This is a genomic window from Caballeronia sp. LZ043, from assembly GCF_031451075.1.
In the GTDB taxonomy this organism is placed as follows: domain Bacteria; phylum Pseudomonadota; class Gammaproteobacteria; order Burkholderiales; family Burkholderiaceae; genus Caballeronia.
In genome coordinates this window covers 665,434-681,184 of record NZ_JARUXT010000001.1, presented here as the reverse complement: position 1 = coordinate 681,184, position 15,751 = coordinate 665,434, and the positions used below count along the sequence as shown (strand labels likewise).

17 protein-coding genes, 1 other RNA gene and 1 riboswitch are annotated in these 15,751 nt (G+C 67.3%); of the genes, 10 read left to right on the top strand and 8 right to left on the bottom strand.

From position 1 onward, the window contains the following. Positions 1–123: 123 nt before the first annotated feature. Entirely contained in the window at positions 124–543 is a 420-nt protein-coding gene (locus tag QCE64_RS03125) for a PaaI family thioesterase (protein ID WP_309914330.1), read from the top strand. Here QCE64_RS03125 and QCE64_RS03120 read toward each other — a convergent pair. After that, complete coding sequence (locus tag QCE64_RS03120; RefSeq protein WP_310002629.1) at positions 537–2,033, bottom strand: cobyric acid synthase; 1,497 nt, start codon at positions 2,031–2,033, stop codon at positions 537–539. The genes QCE64_RS03125 and QCE64_RS03120 overlap by 7 nt on opposite strands. Before the next feature lie 58 nt (positions 2,034–2,091). Between QCE64_RS03120 and cobU the strand changes: the two genes are divergently transcribed. Genes cobU through QCE64_RS03100 form a run of 4 tightly spaced genes read left to right on the top strand, consistent with a single transcriptional unit; the run spans position 2,092 to position 5,515 of the window. Then, on the top strand, positions 2,092–2,640 hold the full coding sequence (gene cobU / locus QCE64_RS03115) for a bifunctional adenosylcobinamide kinase/adenosylcobinamide-phosphate guanylyltransferase (protein ID WP_309929402.1): 549 nt from the start codon (positions 2,092–2,094) through the stop codon (positions 2,638–2,640). A gap of 16 nt (positions 2,641–2,656) precedes the next feature. Beyond that, a complete protein-coding gene (gene cbiB, locus QCE64_RS03110) occupies positions 2,657–3,598 on the top strand; it encodes an adenosylcobinamide-phosphate synthase CbiB (RefSeq protein ID WP_310002627.1) in 942 nt (313 codons plus the stop codon). Between the two features lies 1 nt (position 3,599). Continuing rightward, entirely contained in the window at positions 3,600–4,622 is a 1,023-nt protein-coding gene (gene cobD / locus QCE64_RS03105) for a threonine-phosphate decarboxylase CobD (RefSeq protein ID WP_310002625.1), read from the top strand. Further along, entirely contained in the window at positions 4,619–5,515 is an 897-nt protein-coding gene (locus tag QCE64_RS03100; RefSeq protein ID WP_310002623.1) for a cobalamin-binding protein, read from the top strand. Before cobD ends, QCE64_RS03100 begins: the two co-directional genes overlap by 4 nt. Here the strand turns inward: QCE64_RS03100 and cobC are convergent, their stop codons facing one another. Genes cobC through QCE64_RS03070 form a run of 6 tightly spaced genes read right to left on the bottom strand, consistent with a single transcriptional unit; the run spans position 5,516 to position 11,673 of the window. Then, a complete protein-coding gene (gene cobC, locus QCE64_RS03095) occupies positions 5,516–6,091 on the bottom strand; it encodes an alpha-ribazole phosphatase family protein (protein ID WP_310002622.1) in 576 nt (191 codons plus the stop codon). It abuts the gene before it with no gap. Continuing rightward, entirely contained in the window at positions 6,076–6,837 is a 762-nt protein-coding gene (locus QCE64_RS03090) for an adenosylcobinamide-GDP ribazoletransferase (protein ID WP_310002621.1), read from the bottom strand. The genes cobC and QCE64_RS03090 overlap by 16 nt, the downstream gene beginning before the upstream one ends. Before the next feature lies 1 nt (position 6,838). Further along, positions 6,839–7,906, bottom strand: a complete 1,068-nt coding sequence (gene cobT, locus QCE64_RS03085) for a nicotinate-nucleotide--dimethylbenzimidazole phosphoribosyltransferase (protein ID WP_310002620.1) — start codon at positions 7,904–7,906, stop codon at positions 6,839–6,841. Between the two features lie 10 nt (positions 7,907–7,916). Next, positions 7,917–8,705, bottom strand: coding sequence for an ABC transporter ATP-binding protein (locus tag QCE64_RS03080; protein ID WP_310002619.1), 789 nt, complete (start codon positions 8,703–8,705; stop codon positions 7,917–7,919). Beyond that, positions 8,702–9,790, bottom strand: a complete 1,089-nt coding sequence (locus QCE64_RS03075) for a FecCD family ABC transporter permease (RefSeq protein WP_404987249.1) — start codon at positions 9,788–9,790, stop codon at positions 8,702–8,704. Before QCE64_RS03075 ends, QCE64_RS03080 begins: the two co-directional genes overlap by 4 nt. Beyond that, positions 9,787–11,673, bottom strand: coding sequence for a TonB-dependent receptor domain-containing protein (locus tag QCE64_RS03070; RefSeq protein WP_310002618.1), 1,887 nt, complete (start codon positions 11,671–11,673; stop codon positions 9,787–9,789). The genes QCE64_RS03075 and QCE64_RS03070 overlap by 4 nt, the downstream gene beginning before the upstream one ends. 110 nt (positions 11,674–11,783) lie before the next feature. Continuing rightward, positions 11,784–12,118: riboswitch (cobalamin riboswitch) on the bottom strand. Positions 12,119–12,402: 284 nt separating this feature from the next. On the opposite strand from QCE64_RS03070, the gene QCE64_RS03065 reads away from it, so the two are divergent. The 5 genes from QCE64_RS03065 to QCE64_RS03045 all read left to right on the top strand — a co-directional run bounded on the left by QCE64_RS03065 (position 12,403) and on the right by QCE64_RS03045 (position 14,783). Next, on the top strand, positions 12,403–12,789 hold the full coding sequence (locus QCE64_RS03065; protein WP_309914303.1) for an ATPase: 387 nt from the start codon (positions 12,403–12,405) through the stop codon (positions 12,787–12,789). Beyond that, on the top strand, positions 12,786–13,100 hold the full coding sequence (locus QCE64_RS03060) for a cell division protein ZapA (RefSeq protein WP_035508245.1): 315 nt from the start codon (positions 12,786–12,788) through the stop codon (positions 13,098–13,100). Before QCE64_RS03065 ends, QCE64_RS03060 begins: the two co-directional genes overlap by 4 nt. Positions 13,101–13,228: 128 nt before the next feature. After that, positions 13,229–13,410, top strand: a non-coding RNA gene (gene ssrS / locus QCE64_RS03055) — 6S RNA. Between the two features lie 96 nt (positions 13,411–13,506). Further along, positions 13,507–13,965, top strand: coding sequence for an EVE domain-containing protein (locus QCE64_RS03050; protein WP_309914300.1), 459 nt, complete (start codon positions 13,507–13,509; stop codon positions 13,963–13,965). A gap of 89 nt (positions 13,966–14,054) precedes the next feature. Continuing rightward, positions 14,055–14,783 carry an SIMPL domain-containing protein gene (locus QCE64_RS03045; protein WP_310002617.1) on the top strand — a complete coding sequence of 243 codons (729 nt, stop codon included), beginning with the start codon at positions 14,055–14,057 and terminating at the stop codon, positions 14,781–14,783. A 34-nt stretch (positions 14,784–14,817) separates the two neighbouring features. Here the strand turns inward: QCE64_RS03045 and lgt are convergent, their stop codons facing one another. Further along, entirely contained in the window at positions 14,818–15,720 is a 903-nt protein-coding gene (gene lgt / locus QCE64_RS03040) for a prolipoprotein diacylglyceryl transferase (RefSeq protein ID WP_309914295.1), read from the bottom strand. Positions 15,721–15,751 lie beyond the last annotated feature (31 nt).

Sequence of the window (15,751 nt, the reverse complement as noted above, 5' to 3'; positions counted from 1 at the left end):
AGCGTTGATATTATCGGCAAAAGCGCGACATCCAGCATGTCGTCCGAACGGCCGGGACGATGACTCCCGTCTGTCGTCCCGCTTCCGACCTTCCCATCACCCTCACCGGAACCGCCCACGCCCATGACTTCGCTCCGCCCCGATGTGACGCTCGACTACCTGCGCAATCGTCAGAAAGGCCGCCTGCCCGATCTGCTGGGCGTGCAACTGCTTTCCCTCGATCAGGGCCGCCTGAGCGGAGAACTCGCCATCCGGCCGGAACTGCTCGCGCCCAATGGCTTCCTGCACGCCGCGACCGTGGTCGGCCTCGCGGACACCTGCTGCGGCTATGCGTGCATCGCGCATTTGCCCGAGAACGCCCAGAACTTCACCACGCTCGAATTGAAGAGCAATCATGTCTCGACGGCGCGCGAAGGCAAGATCGTCGCGGCCGCCACGGCGGTGCACCTCGGGCGCAGCACGCAGGTCTGGGACGCAACGGTGACGAACGGCGACGGCAAGCTCATCGCCCTGTTCCGCTGCACGCAGATGATTCTCTACTGATGCCGAGGCCGATGCGGCGGCCCGAACGCCGCCTGTAGCGCGTCCAGGTCGAGCGCCTGGGCGAACGAATCGGCCAGACGATCCAGCGACGCCTCGCGCAGCGCCGGATAGTCGAGCGCCTGCGCGTCCTGCACACCCGCCCACGCGAGCAGGGCCGCGCAGGCTTCGGGGGTATCGAACACGCCGTGCAGGTAGGTTGCGGCGATCTGGCCATCGGCGGACACGGCGCCGTCGCAGCGCCCGCCATCGAGCGCGACCAGCGGCCGTGTCAGCGCCGCGCCGTCCGTGCGGCCCATGTGGATCTCGTAGCCGCGCACGGGCGCATCCGCCGCGCCGACCGTCAACTGCCCGGTCACGTTCTCCAGTTGCTTGTGCGGCGTCAGCACGGTGGCGAGTTCGAGCAAGCCGAGCCCGTCCACACAGCCGGCGGCGCCTTCCACGCCGTCCGGATCGTCGATTTGCCGTCCGAGCATCTGCATCCCGCCGCAGATGCCGAGCACCTTGCCGCCGTAGCGCAGATGCCGCTCGATCGCGCGGTCCCAGCCGTGTTCGCGCAACCAGGCGAGATCGCGCTGCACGCTCTTCGAGCCGGGCAACACGATGAGATCCGCCGGCGGCGGCGCGACGCCCGCGCGAATGTAGCTGAAATCGACCTGCGGGTGCGCCCGCAGCGCATCGAAGTCCGTGTGATTGCTGATGCGCGGCAACGCCGGCACGATCACCTTCAGCGCCGGCGCACGGCCGCGCGCGTGCGGCTGGCTCGGCAGCATGTCTTCGGCATCGAGCGTGAGGCCGTGCAGAAACGGCAGCACGCCGAACACCGGCTTGCCCGTCTGCGCTTCGAGCCAGTCGAGGCCGGGCTGCAGCAAGCCGATATCGCCGCGAAACCGGTTGATGACGAAGCCGCGCACGCGCGCGCGCTCGCTCTCCGAAAGACACGCGAGCGTGCCGACGAGATGCGCGAACACGCCGCCGCGATCGATGTCGGCCACCAGCACGACCGGGCAGTCGACCCGCTCCGCAAAGCCCATGTTGGCGATGTCGTTGTCGCGCAGGTTGATTTCCGCCGGGCTGCCCGCGCCTTCGACGATCACCGCGTCGAACTCGTTGCACAGGCGCGCGTGGGAAGCGAGCACCGCGTCCAGCGCGATGCGCTTGAAGTCGTGATAGGCGCGCGCGTCGAGATTGGCGTGCGCATGGCCGTGGATGATGACCTGCGCGCCCCGGTCGCTGGTCGGCTTGAGCAGCACCGGATTGAAGTCGATGCGCGCCGGCACGCCCGCCGCGACCGCCTGCAACGCCTGTGCGCGGCCGATCTCGCCGCCGTCCACCGTGACCGCGCTGTTCAGCGCCATGTTCTGCGGCTTGAACGGCGCGACCCGCACGCCGCCACGCCGGGCGAGACGGCACAGGCCCGCAACGAGCGTGCTCTTGCCGGCATCGGAGGTGGTGCCCTGGATCATCAGCGTGCCGCGAGGCGTGAAAGACATACCGGCTACATCCTGTGACGAATGACGCGCTATCTTAGCCCGTCAGTACAATGGCGCGATGACCCCGGATCTCACTTTCATCCTCGGCGGCGCGCGCTCCGGCAAGAGCGCGCACGCCGAACGCCTCGCCGACGGCAGCGGACTGCCGGTCACCTATATCGCGACCGCGCGCATCGGCGACGCCGAGTTCGAGCAACGCGTGCAACTGCATCGCGAACGCCGGCCGGCGCACTGGCCGCTGGTCGAAGCGCCGTTCGATCTGGCGCGCGCGCTGCGCAAGGCGGATCGCGCGGATGGCTGCGTGCTGATCGATTGCCTCACGTTGTGGCTCGCCAACTTGCTGTTCTCGTCCGACAACGACGGCGACGACATCGCCGTATTACCCGAGCGCGCCCAGGCCGCCCTCGCCGACTTCGACGCCGCATTGGCCGAGGTGCGCGGCAAGGTTATCGTCGTCAGCAACGAGATCGGGCTGGGCGTCGTGCCGCTCGGCTCGGTCACGCGTCTCTATGTGGACGAGCTGGGGCGGCTGAACCAGCGCGTCGCCGCCGCCAGCACACGCGCCGTGCTGATGGCCGCGGGCCTGCCGCTCGTGCTCAAGGGCTGACGGAGGAATCGCTACGATGTTGCTGCTCTCCGTCTACGCCATGGCCTTGCTGGCGCTGCTTGGCGTGATCGTCGACCGGTTGTTCGGCGAACCGCGTGCGCGGCATCCGCTGGTCGGCTTCGGCCAGCTCGCGACGAAGCTCGAAGCGCGCATGAACACCGGTTTCCGCGCCCGGCCCGCGGGCATGCTCGCGTGGTTCGCGCTGGTGGCGCCGCCGGTTGCCGTCGCGTGGCTGCTGGTCAGCGTGCTGCCGTTCGCCTACGCGAGTCTCGTGCACGTGCTGCTGCTCTGGTTCGCGCTCGGCGCAAAGAGTCTGCGCCAGCACATCGCGCCGATTGCACGCGCGCTGAGTTTCGGCGACCTGGACCGCGCCCGCGCGCTGACGGCGCGCATCGTGTCGCGCGATACCTCGCAGGCCGATGAAAACGCCCTCTCGCGCGCGGCGGTCGAATCGGCGCTGGAAAACGGCAACGATGCGATCTTCGGCGCGCTGTTCTGGTTCGCGGTCGCGGGCGGACCGGGCGCGCTGATGTTCCGGCTCGCCAATACGCTCGACGCGATGTGGGGCTATCGCACGCCGCGCTTCCTGCGCTTCGGCTGGGCGGCCGCACGCTTCGACGACGTGCTCAACTTCATTCCCGCGCGCCTGACGGCCGCGAGCTATGCGCTCGCCGGCGACACGCACATGGCCTGGCACTGCTGGCGCACCCAGGCGCGTTCCTGGGACAGCCCGAACGCCGGCCCGGTGATGGCCGCGGGCGCGGGCAGCCTGAACGTGCTGATCGGCGGCGCGGCGGTGTATCACGGCAAGCTGGAGGCGCGGCCGACGCTCGGCGCGGGGCACAGCGCGAATCCGAAGCATGTGGTCGCGGCATTGCGGCTGGTCGAGCGGGCGACCTTGATGTGGCTCGCGGTGCTGCTGGTGCTCGCCGTCGCGAGCGTGACGACGGGCGGCTGACATGACTCACACCACGCAACCTGAAGACGCCGACGCCCCGGTGCGCCACGGCGGCAACCTGCGCGAAGCCGCGCGCCGCTATGACATTCCGTTCGAAGACTGGCTCGATCTCTCGACCGGCATCAATCCTCACGGCTATCCGGTGCCGCCGGTGCCGCCCGATGCCTGGCGCCGTCTGCCCGAAGACGACGACGGTCTCGCCGACATCGCAGCGCTCTACTACGGCGCTCCGCGCGCGTTGCCGGTCGCGGGTTCACAGGCCGCGATCCGCGCGCTGCCGGCGCTGTTGCGGCCGGGCGTCGTGGGCGTCGCGCCGCTGACCTACGGCGAGTACGCGCCCGCATTCCGCCGCGGCGGCCATACGGTCGTGACGCTCGACATTCATACGCAGGCTTTGCCGGATGCGCTCGATCACGTCATCGTCGCGAATCCGAACAACCCGACCGCCGAACTCCTCCCGCGCGACACGCTGCGGCGCTGGCATGAACGGCTGGCTTCGCGCGGCGGCACGCTGATCGTCGATGAAGCGTTCGCCGATGTCGATCCCTCTGCCTCGCTGGCAAGTGACACCGCACGCGAAGGTCTGGTCGTGCTGCGCTCGGTGGGCAAGTTCTTCGGGCTTGCGGGCATCCGCGCGGGCTTCGTGCTGTCCTCGCCTGCCGTCGCCGAGCCATTGCGCGCGATGCTCGGCGCCTGGACCGTGAGCGGCCCGGCGCGGCATGCGGTCGAAGCCGCGTTCGCCGACCGCGCCTGGCAACGCGACACTCGCGCCCGCCTGCATCGCGACGGCGGGCGTCTCGCCGCCTTGCTCGCGGACCACGGCCTCGACGCGCGCGGCACGCCTCTGTTCGCATGGATGCCCGTACCGGACGCGGCGGCGCTCCAGCACGAACTCGCGCGACGCGGCATCTGGACGCGTCTCTTCGACCTGCCCGGCATGACGCCGAGCCTGCGCGTCGGCCTGCCGGGCGCCGAGGGCGACTGGGTGCGTCTGGCGCGCGCGCTGGCGGAGATTCGCGGATGATCGCGCGTGCGCTGCTTGCAAGCGTGCTGATGGCGGTCTGCGTGAATCTGCACGCCGCCATCACCGTCACCGACGACAGCGGCGCCGCCGTCACGCTCGCGCAGCCGGCGCGGCGCGTCGTCAGCCTCGCGCCGCACGTCACCGAACTGCTGTTCGCGGCGGGCGGCGGCGCGCGCGTGGTCGGCGCGGTGAGCTACAGCGACTATCCGAAGGAAGCGCAGGCGATTCCCCGCGTCGGCGACAACAAGGCACTCGATCTGGAACGCATCGTCGCGCTGCATCCGGACCTCATCGTGGTCTGGCGGCATGGCAATGCGGCGCGTCAGCTGGAGCGGCTGCAAGCGCTCGGCGTGCCGATCTATTTCAACGAGCCGAAGCATCTCGCCGATATCGCGACGAGCCTGACCAAGCTCGGCGCGCTGCTCGGCACGCAGGCCACCGCGCGCGCCGCCGCCGATGCCTTCACGAACGACATCGCGCAACTGCGTGAGCGCTATGCCCGGCGGCCGCCCGTGAGCGTGTTCTATCAAGTCTGGGACGAGCCGCTGATGACGCTCAATCGCGACAATGTGTTCGATGAAGTGATCACGCTGTGCGGCGGCGTGAACGTGTTCGCGGCCGAGCCGCTGCGCGTGCCGACGGTCTCGGCGGAAGCGGTGCTCGCGGCGAATCCCGAAGCCATCGTCACCGCGACGGCCGGCGCGACGCCGCCGGACCGGCCCTTGCCGGCGTTCGACCGCTGGCGGCGCTGGACCGCGCTGACCGCCGTGGCGCGCGGCAATCTGTTCGGCATCGACGGCGATCTCATCAACCGGCCGACACCCCGCCTCGCGCTGGGCGCGGCGCAACTGTGCCGCGATCTCGACGACGCCCGCGCACGCCGGACCCGCTAGTCACGCGTTCCAGCGCACCAGCAGCCACTGTCCGCGCACGCGCCTGAACCATGCGATGCCGTTGAAATCGAGCGGCCATTGCAGCGCGTGCTCATTCGCGATGCCCAGCACGTGCGCCGCCAGCAGCCGCATCACGCCCGCATGCGCGACGACGTGCACCGTCTGCTCGTCGGCGCAGGTGTCGTCGAACCACGCGATCACGCGGCGCGCGAACTGCACCAGGTTCTCGCCGCCATGTGGACGCGCATGCTCGATGTCGGCCGCCCAGGCATCGATGAGCGCGCGCTCGATGCCGTCCCACGCACGCCCTTCCCACGCGCCGAAGTTCATCTCGGCGAGGCGAGGATCGAGATGGACCGGGCCATCCGGCAAAAGCGCACGGGCGAGCGATGCGCAGCGAAGCAACGGACTGGCATGCCAGCCCGCTACGCAGCCAGGCACCTTCAGCGCCTGCATGCGCGCCGCCAAGTCGAGGGCCGACTCAGCGACGTCGCGCAGCAAGGGCACATCCGTCTGCCCGTAGCAGACGCCTGCTTCAATGGCCACTTCCGGATGGCGGATCAGAACGAGATCCATGCGAGCCCGACGAGATAGATCGTGATTTCGAACACTTGCTGCGCGAAGCCGAGGCAGTCGCCCGTATAGCCGCCGATGCGCCGCACGAAGTACCGGCCGACCAGCCAGCGCAGCACGCACAGCACGGCAATCGTCACGCCCGCCAGCTTCCAGTCCAGCGCGAACAGCCAGGGCACGCCGAACAGCAGCGCCCAGCCGAACGATGCCCGACTCATGCGCTGCGCGACCGGCCGGGCCTTGCCTTCGGCGCGCACGTAGTCGAGGGTGACGAGATAACTGATCGCAAAGGCGCGGCTCGCGGCGTGCGCGCCGATCATCGTCCATGCGACGCGATACGGCGGCAACGCGGCCAATGCCTGCCACTTGAGCGCCAGCGCGATCACGAGCGCGATCGCCCCAAAAGCGCCGATGCGCGAATCGTGCATGATGCGCAGCGCATCGTCCTTCGTGTACGCGCCGCCGAAGGCATCGACGCAATCGGCCAAGCCGTCTTCGTGGAATGCGCCGGTCAGCACGAGCGTTGCGGCCATCGACAGGAGCACGGCGACGCCCGCCGGAAACACCCGCCATGCGGCCAGCCAGACCAGCGCCGCAACGGCGCCTACCAGCACGCCCACCAGCGGAAAATAGCGCGCCGCCGCGTTCAGATAGTCGCGCTCGAAACCGACCCAGCGCGGCACCGGCACGCGCGTGAAGTAGCCGAGCGCGGTGAAGAAGTAGCGCAGTTCGTCGAGCGGGCGCGGCATCTCAGCCGGCCTGATCCGACACGCCCGCCGACTCGAAGCTCGCCATTTCATCGAGGAAGGCGACGGCCGCGCGCAACACCGGCAGCGCGAGCGCCGCGCCGGTGCCTTCGCCCAGACGCAGGTCGAGTTGCAGCAGCGGCGCAGCCCCGAGATGCGCGAGCATGCGCCGATGACCGGTCTCGTCCGATGCATGCGCGAACACGCAGTAGTCGAGCACCTCCGGCGCGAGCGTCGCGGCGACCAGCAGCGCCGACGTCGCGATGAAGCCATCGACGAGGATCGTCATGCCCGCACGCGCGCCTTCGAGACACGCGCCGGTCATCATCGCGATCTCGAAGCCGCCGAAGGTCGCGAGGGTATCGACGGCATCGCCGGTATCGGCATGCAGCGCCAGCGCGCGGCCCAGCACCTCGCGCTTGTGCGCGAGACCGCGATCGTCGAGACCCGTGCCGCGGCCGACACAGTCGTCGATCGGCACGCCGCACAGGCGGCTCATCAGGCACGCCGCCGCCGACGTGTTCGCGATCCCCATCTCCCCGAAGCCGATCACGTTCGTGCCCAACGCCGCATGCCGGCGCACGCACGCCGCGCCGCGCGCGATGGCGTCCAGCGCGGTCGCGCGGGACATCGCGGGCTCGCGCGCGAAGTTGCGCGTGCCGGGGCCGAGCGACTCGCGTTCATAGCCCACGTCCGGACCTGCCTGCACAGCCGGAATCGGCGTCGCGACGCCCGCATCGACGATCTCCAGCGTCATGCCCACCGAGCGCGACAGCGCATTGATCGCCGCGCCGCCCGCCAGAAAATTCGCGACCATCTGCGCGGTCACTTCCTGCGGATACGAACTCACTCCCTCAGCGGCGATACCGTGATCGGCGGCAAACACGATCATCGCCGGACGCACGATGCGCGGCTTCGTCGTGCGCTGGATCAATCCCGTTTGCAGCGCGAGCGCTTCGAGCCGCCCGAGGCTGCCGCGCGGCTTGGTCTTCATGTCGATGACGCGGCGCAGTTCGGCTTCGAGCGAACGGTCGAGTGCGGGCGGGAGCGGGATGTCGTTGAGCGTGGACATCGATGTTCCTTCAGAAACGTGGGATGGAAGGCACGAGCGCCTCGTGATCGCCGTCGCGCAGCAGCGCCAACGGATAGCCGAACGCCGCGCTGGCGCGTTCCGGCGTGAGCACCTCGGCGACCGGGCCCGCACAGGCGTGGCCGCGGCCATCGAGCAGCAAGGCATGCGTCGCGAAGCGGCGCGCGAGATTCAGGTCATGGCACGAGAACACGACGGTGCGGGCGGGGCCGGTCGGCTGCGCGCCCGCCGCCGCGTGCAACGCATGCAGGCACGCGATCTGATGATGCAGGTCCAGATGCGCCAGGGGTTCGTCCAGCAGCAGCAGCGGCGCGTTCTGGCACAGCACGGCCGCGAGCGCGACCCGCTGCCGTTCGCCGCCCGACAGCGTGAGCACGTCGCGCGTCGCGAACGGCGCGAGGCCGAGCGCGTCGAGCGCCGCGTGCGCGGCGGCGCGATCGTCGGCGCTTTCCCAGCCCCAGCCGGTCAGATACGGAAAGCGGTTGAGCAGCACGGTGTCCAGCACACTGGCGCTGAAGGCGTCGTGGGTCGCCTGCGGCATCAGCGCGCGCACGCGTGCAAGCTCCGCGGCACGCCACGACGCAAGCGCGCGGCCATCGAGCGACACGCGGCCCGCCACCGGTGCGCTCAACCCGGCCAGCACGTGGATGAGCGTCGTCTTGCCCGCGCCGTTCGGGCCCGCGATGCACCACATCTCGCCGGGCACGAAGGTCTGCGTCAGGCCGTCGATCAATGTGCGCTCGCCGGCCCGCAGCGCGATGGCGTCGAGATGCAGGTTCATCGCGGTCTCCGCAGCAGCATCCAGAGGAACATCGGCACGCCGGCCAGCGCCGTCACCACGCCCACCGGCAACTGCGCGGGCGCGATCACGGTGCGCGCGGCGAGGTCGGCGGCCATCACCGCGAGACCGCCCGCCAGCGCGGCGGCGGGCATCAGCATGCGTTGATCGTTGCCGAACGCGAGCCGCAGCAGATGCGGCACGACCAGTCCGACGAAGCCGAGCGTGCCCGCCGTGGTCACGGCCGCCGCAGCCGCCAGCGATGCGACCAGGTAGGTACGCAGACGCAGCCGCGCCACCGGCACGCCAAGCGCCTGCGCGGCGCTGTCGCCGCGCAGCAGCACGTTCAGCTGCGGCGCTACGGGGAGAATCAGCAACAGCGCGAACACCAGCGCCAGCAGTGCGGGCCACGGCGTGGCGGCGCCGTCGAGATCGCCGGTCAGCCAGAAGATCATGCCGCGCAGGCGGTTTTCGGGCGCGACGCTCAGCATCAGCGTGATGAGCGCACCCCAGCCCGATGCAATCACGACGCCCGTCAGCAAGAGCCGCGGCGATGCGTCCTGCGTGCCGCGCCACAGATCACGGCGCGCCAGTCCAAGCACGAGGACGATCGATGCGAACGCGCCGGCGCAGGCGGCGAGATCGACGCCCCACCACGGCAAAGAGACCAGCATTGCCGCCAGCGCGAAGCTGGCCGCGCCGCCCGAGACGCCGAGCACGTAGGGTTCCGCCAGCGGGTTGCGCAGCAGCACCTGCAACAGCGCCCCGGCCAGCGCGAGCAGCGCGCCCGACGCAAAGCCCGCGAGGGCGCGCGGCAGGCGCAGCGTGAGCACGATGTCGTCGGCGATATCGGGCACGGCGGCGCGCGCATTGAAAAGCGCATGAGGCAGCGCATGAGGCAGCGCATGAGGCAGCGCATGAGGCAGCGCATGAAGCAGCGCCGCGAACGCGCGCGACGGCGGCAGCGCGACGCTGCCCAGCGCGAGCGAGGCGATCAGCACCGCGCACGCCGCGGCGGCGAGACAGGCCCAGATCGCGGCGGCGCGCGCGCCGTTCATGCCGCGCAACCGCTCAGGCGCGCGGCTCACGACGGATGCCAGCCCAGCGTGAGATAAACGCCGCGTCGCGGCGTGTTGTAGGCATACGCAAGCTCATAGTCCTTGTCGAAGAGATTGTCGACGCGCGCCGTGACGGTCCACGACTTCGAGATGTCATAGCGCGCCGACAGGTTCACGATGCCGTAGCCCGCCAGCGTCGAATCGTAATCGCTGCGCTGGCCGCTCACGAGCCACTCGCCGCCTACGCGCCAGCGCCCGATCGTGCGATGCGCGCTCAGCGTCGCGAAATGCCGCGCGCGTCGCGTCAGGTCCTGGTGATTCGTTTCATCGACGGGATTCTGGAACGTGACGCCCGCGCGCACATCCGTTCTGCCGACATGCCCCGCCCACGATCCCTCGATGCCCTGCACCTTCGCCCGCCCGACATTCTGCGCGGTGTAGTAGAAGCCGCCGTCGGACACGTAGTCGATCAGGTTCGAGTAGCGCGTCTGGAACAGCGTGACGCGCAATACCCCGAGTCCGCTCGACGCATACTGCAACGCCGCTTCGACCGAATGGCTGCGCTCCGGTTGAATCGACGGATTGCCGCTGAACGGATAGTAGAGATCGTCGAAGCTCGGCGCGCGGAACGAGGCCGCATAGCTCGCGCTCGCCTTCCAGTGCGCGTCGATGTTGTACGCGTAGCCGAGATAGTAGCTGTTCGCGCCGCCGAAATCGGAATACTGGTCGTGACGCAGGTTCGCCTGGAATTCGCTCGCGCCCAGATGGCCGACATAGCCCGCGAACACCGAGTTCACGTGGCGGTCGGGGGCGCTGAACTGATCGGAATCGAGCGTCTGGTCGAGGTGCTCGTAGCCGAAGAGGAACGTGTGCGCGTCGCTGATGCGGATGTCGTTCTGCCACGTGTACTGGCGGTTCTCGGAATTGAAGCGGCTCGTATAGACGCCGTTCTGCTCGATGTTCGCGCGGTCCTGGCCCTGCGCGATCGTGAAGTGCGTGGTCCAGTTGCCGGTGAGTTTGCCGTTGGCGAACACCGACGCCGAACGCACGCGGTTGTGCGATTCGTTGAGATCGGTCGGCTGGCCGTAGGCATCGTCGAAGCTGTTGATGCCGTTCGACTGCAGGAAGCGCACGCCCGCATCCCATTGCTCGTTGAACCTGTGGCGCAAGGTCGCAGCGACGCTCTCGTTCAAATAGCCGTTCGCGTTGGGATTCGCGCCGGGCGCGAGGTTCGGATCGATCGACGAAAAGCCGTCGGTCTTTTCGCGCGACACGTTCAGGCTGAAGGTGGTGCGCCCGTCCTGGTCCAGCGCGCCGTTCACGCCGGCGGACTGGCGCTGCGTGTGATAGCTGCCGAGCTCGGTTTCGAAGCTGAAGCGCGGCGGATGCGGCTCGCCCTCCTTCGTGAAGATCTGCACGACCCCGCCGATCGCGCTGGAACCATACAGCGCCGAGACATTGCCATTCACCACCTCGACGCGGCCGATCTGGTCGAGCATCACTTGCGACAGTTGCGCCGCGCCGAGCGATGCCGATTCGACCCGGACGCCGTCGATCAGCACGAGCGACTGCGACGACGATGCACCGCGAATGAAGAGTCCCGAGTTCGCGCCCGGTCCGCCGTTGCGCGTGACCTGCACGCCGGGCGCGAGCGCGATGAGGCCGAGTGCGTCGTCGGCGTTGCTGTCGGCAATGTCCTGTGCATCGAACAACGAGGTCTGCGGAATGGAATCGGCGAGCGGCTGCGCTGCACGCGTGGCAGTAATAACGACAGGCGCAAGCGTTTGCGAAGCGTCATCCGTGGCGGTGGTCGTCGCGGCTTGCGCGACGCCGGCGAGCGGCAGGAGAAAAGTGGCAGCGGCGAGGCCGCGACTGGAGAGGCCGTCCCGGACGGAGGCCCATGGCGATTGCATGACGAGTGTTCCCGTGGAGGATGAGCGCGGCCCCGCTCCCCGCGAGGTTCGATGCGCGACGAACGCGCCATGCCGTTCGGGATCATGCAGTGATCGTGCGATGACCGGCGGCAGGCGCGTGGCACTCTGGCCGGTATCCGGGCTGGCGACGCATCGTCCCGCCTTCCCGCGCATCATGCGCAGTGGCGTCGACACGTTTCTTGCAGAGGCCGACGAGCGGCCCGGCGTATGGATGGATCCATGCGCCCGCACTGCAAAAACGCGTATGAGACGACTTGCAACTTGCGTTGCGGTCGCTTACCGTTGCGGGGGCAGCACAGGTTGGCTCCGTCCTGTCTGGCCGCCGTTCACTTGTTCGGCTGCTTCGAGGACTTCGCTCCCTGTTTCCCGTTTGACTGCATGCGCGAGAGCCGCGCATGCGAGCACCAGAAGTGCGGCAAGTGTAGGAGCGCGGGTCGGGACCGTCAAGAAACGGCGAACCCTGGCGCGAAGGACAGCAGGCGGCGCGTGAAGATGCAAAGAACAAACGAACTCAGCGAGCGAGAATCAGCCTGACTGCATGCACGAGCAAATCAACGCTCGTGTTTTCTGCACACGAATGCATCGCGAGATGCGCGAGAACCCGGGGTTTGCGCGCAAGATCGCGTGCTGTTACGTCTCGAAACGAGACAATTATCGGTAGCTCCGTTGAACCGCGCTAAAATGCGAGGTCTTTAGAGGACGCAGCACATGCTCAACGAACTCGAATCACTGTCAGGAAACATCGGCCGGCTGATCCAGATCAGCGAGCGCCACAATCAGGCGCGTGCCGCGCTGCAAGAACAACTCGAGCAACTGCGCACCGAGTACGCCAATCTCCAGGCCGACCTCGCGCAAGTCCGCGAAGAACGCGACACGCTGCAGTCCGAACGCGATTCCCTCTCCGCCAAGATCGACGACGCGCAGGTCCGCCTCAACGCGATCCTCGAAAAGCTGCCGCGAGCAAAGTCCGCGCAGCACGGCGAAGCCGACAATCAACTCGATCTCCTCGAAGCCGATTCGCCGGAAGCGCATGAACATGCCCATGCGTCCGAAGCGGAATTGCACGGCGAGCATCATCAAGGAGAGAAGGCATGACGACCACGCAAATCGAAGTCTCCATTCTCGGGCAGCCCTATCGCCTCGCCTGCTCGCCTGAGACGGAAGGTGCGTTGCGCGAAGCCGTCGCACGCGTCGATGCCGAGATGAACAAGGTGCGCAACGCGAGCAACGTGCGCGGCACGGATCGCATCGCGGTGATGGCGGCGTTGTCGCTGGCGTCGGAATTGCTCAAGCTGCAGGACAGCGTGCGTCACGGCGAAGCCTTCCCCGCCGAGGAAATCCGTCGCACGATGCACTCGATGAACGAGCAGCTCGGCGCCGTCATTGCACAATACGAAGTGCAATAAAGCGCGTCGATGCGGTTGATCAAGCCGTGTTTGTGAAGGCTTAGCAAAGGCACAATCAGCGCGCCACGTCGATCGAAAAAAGAAACCGCACCGGGGCTGCAGAAGGCAAACGATTGGTGTAGAGTGACGTTTCCCTGCCTGGTACGCCAAGGTCATATATTCCTTGAACCAATGCTACATTGGCACGGTTGCGGAACCTTGCAACATGGGCGCGCGCGTCGCTAGTCCGATGTACCCGAAGTGTTGCTTACCGCGACCAATCTTGAACCCAGGTTCAGGATGCCGGCCTAGCGGCTATGGCGGGGACCTCATCTCAAACGGCATCGGTTTTCCCGATGCCGTTTTCATTTGCAGCAGTGCTTTTGCATTCCTCATTCCCATCGTCGATCACGCATAACGAACAACCATGCGCTACTGGCTGATGAAGTCCGAACCGGACGAAGCGAGCATCGATCACCTGGCGCACGCGCCGAAGAAAACCCTGCCGTGGACGGGCGTGCGCAACTATCAGGCGCGCAACTTCATGCGCGACCAGATGCAGGTCGGCGACGGCGTGCTGTTCTATCATTCGAGCTGTCCGGAGCCGGGCATCGCGGGTATCGCGAAGGTCTGCTCTACTGCCTATCCGGACCCCACGCAGTTCGATTCCAACAGCCACTACTACGATCCGAAGTCCACGCAGGAAACGCCGCGCTGGATGCTGGTCGACGTGAAGTTCGTCAAGAAGACGCCGCTGATTCCGCTCGCCACGTTGCGCGAGCATGCTGAACTCGCGGACATGCAGGTACTCGCACGCGGCAATCGTCTTTCGATCACGCCCGTCACCGATGCGCAATGGCGCTTCATTACCGAGCGTCTCGTCTAACAAGGAACTTACGACGCACGGGTGCCGCCTAAAGGCCGTCGCACATCATGCGACGCAATACGTGATTGCCTTTGCGTCTGGAGCCTTCGATGACCTACAAGAAAACTGCCGCCGCCCTCGCCCTGCTCGCGATGTCCGGCGCCGCGTTCACCTTCTCTCAATCCGCCGCCGCGCAGACGGTGATCAATCAGCAGCCCGCGGGCGTGCTGTCACTGTCGGCGCAATCGAGCGCGCAGGTGGCGCAGGATGTCGTGACCATCACGCTGTTCTACGAACAGGAAGCCGCCGATCCCTCCTCCCTCACCAACACGCTCAATCAGCGCGCCGAGTCGGCCTTGCGCGAGGCACGGGGCGTCGACGGCGTGACGGCCAGGAGCGGTTCGTTCACCGTGTATCCGTCCACCGATCGCGACGGCAAGATTTCCGCCTGGCGCGGCCGCACGGAAGTCGTGCTCGAATCGCATGACTTCGCGGCGGCCTCGAAGCTCGCCGGCCGGATGAGTGCGTCGATGCAAGTGGGCAGCGTGGCCTTCTCGCTGTCGCCGGAAGCACAGCGCGCGGCCGAGCAGAAACTCGTGACGCAGGCCATCGACTCGTTCCGCAAGCAGGCGCAAACCGCCGCGCAGTCGTTCGGCTACAGCAACTTCTCGATCAGGGAAGTGAACATCGGACACAGCGGCGTTCAGCCACGCCCGGTCATGATGATGCAGTCACGCGCGATGAGCGCCGATGCCAAGATGGCCGCGCCCATCGCGATGGAAGCCGGCACGACGACCGTGACCGTCGATGTGAACGGCTCCGTGCAGATGGGGCGGTAAGCGGTACGCGGGGCGCTCGCGCCCCGCATCTCAGTCAGGCCTGCGCGGATTCGGGCGGAAGGCGCAGATTGCGCTTGTACGCCCACACCATCATCAGCACGCCGGCGATGATCATCGGCAGCGAGAGCCACTGGCCCATCGAGAGATTGAATGCGAGCAAGCCGAGATAGTCGTCCGGCTCGCGCGCGAATTCCACCGTGAAGCGCGCCAGTCCATAGCCGATCAGAAACAGCGCGGACACGGCGCCGACAGGCCGCTGCTTGCGCGAGAACGTCCAGATCAGGATGAACAGCACCAGCCCTTCCAGCGCGATCTCGTACAGTTGCGACGGATGACGCGGCAGCATGTGATAGCGCTGGAAAATCTCGGTGAGATGGTATTGCGCGTCCAGTTGCGGATTCTTCGAGAGCCACACGGCGTCGTCGTTGGTCGAGTTCTGGAACAGCATCGCCCACGGCGCGTTCGGGTCCGTCACGCGGCCCCACAGTTCACCGTTGATGAAGTTGCCGAGACGCCCCGCCGCGAGTCCGAGCGGCACCATCGGCGCGACGAAATCGGTCACTTGCAGCCAGGTGCGCTTGCGCTGCCACGCGAACAGCACCATGGCGAGCGTCACGCCGAGGAAGCCGCCGTGGAACGACATGCCGCCTTCCCACACCTTGAAGATGTCGAGCGGATGCGCGGCGTAGTAACTCGCCTTGTAGAAAATCACATAACCGATGCGGCCGCCGAGAATCGTTCCGAGCACGCCGTAGAACAGCATGTCGTCGATGTCTTTCGCGGTCCAGCCCTGGCGCGACACATAGGGCAGGCGCAGACGCAGCCGCCCGATGACAATGGCCGACACGAAGGCCACGAGATACATGAGGCCATACCAGCGTACGGCGAGCGGTCCGAGATGGATGGCGACGGGATCGAAATTGGGATGTATGAGCATGCTGATGTCAAAGAGCTGACGGACTTCGAGG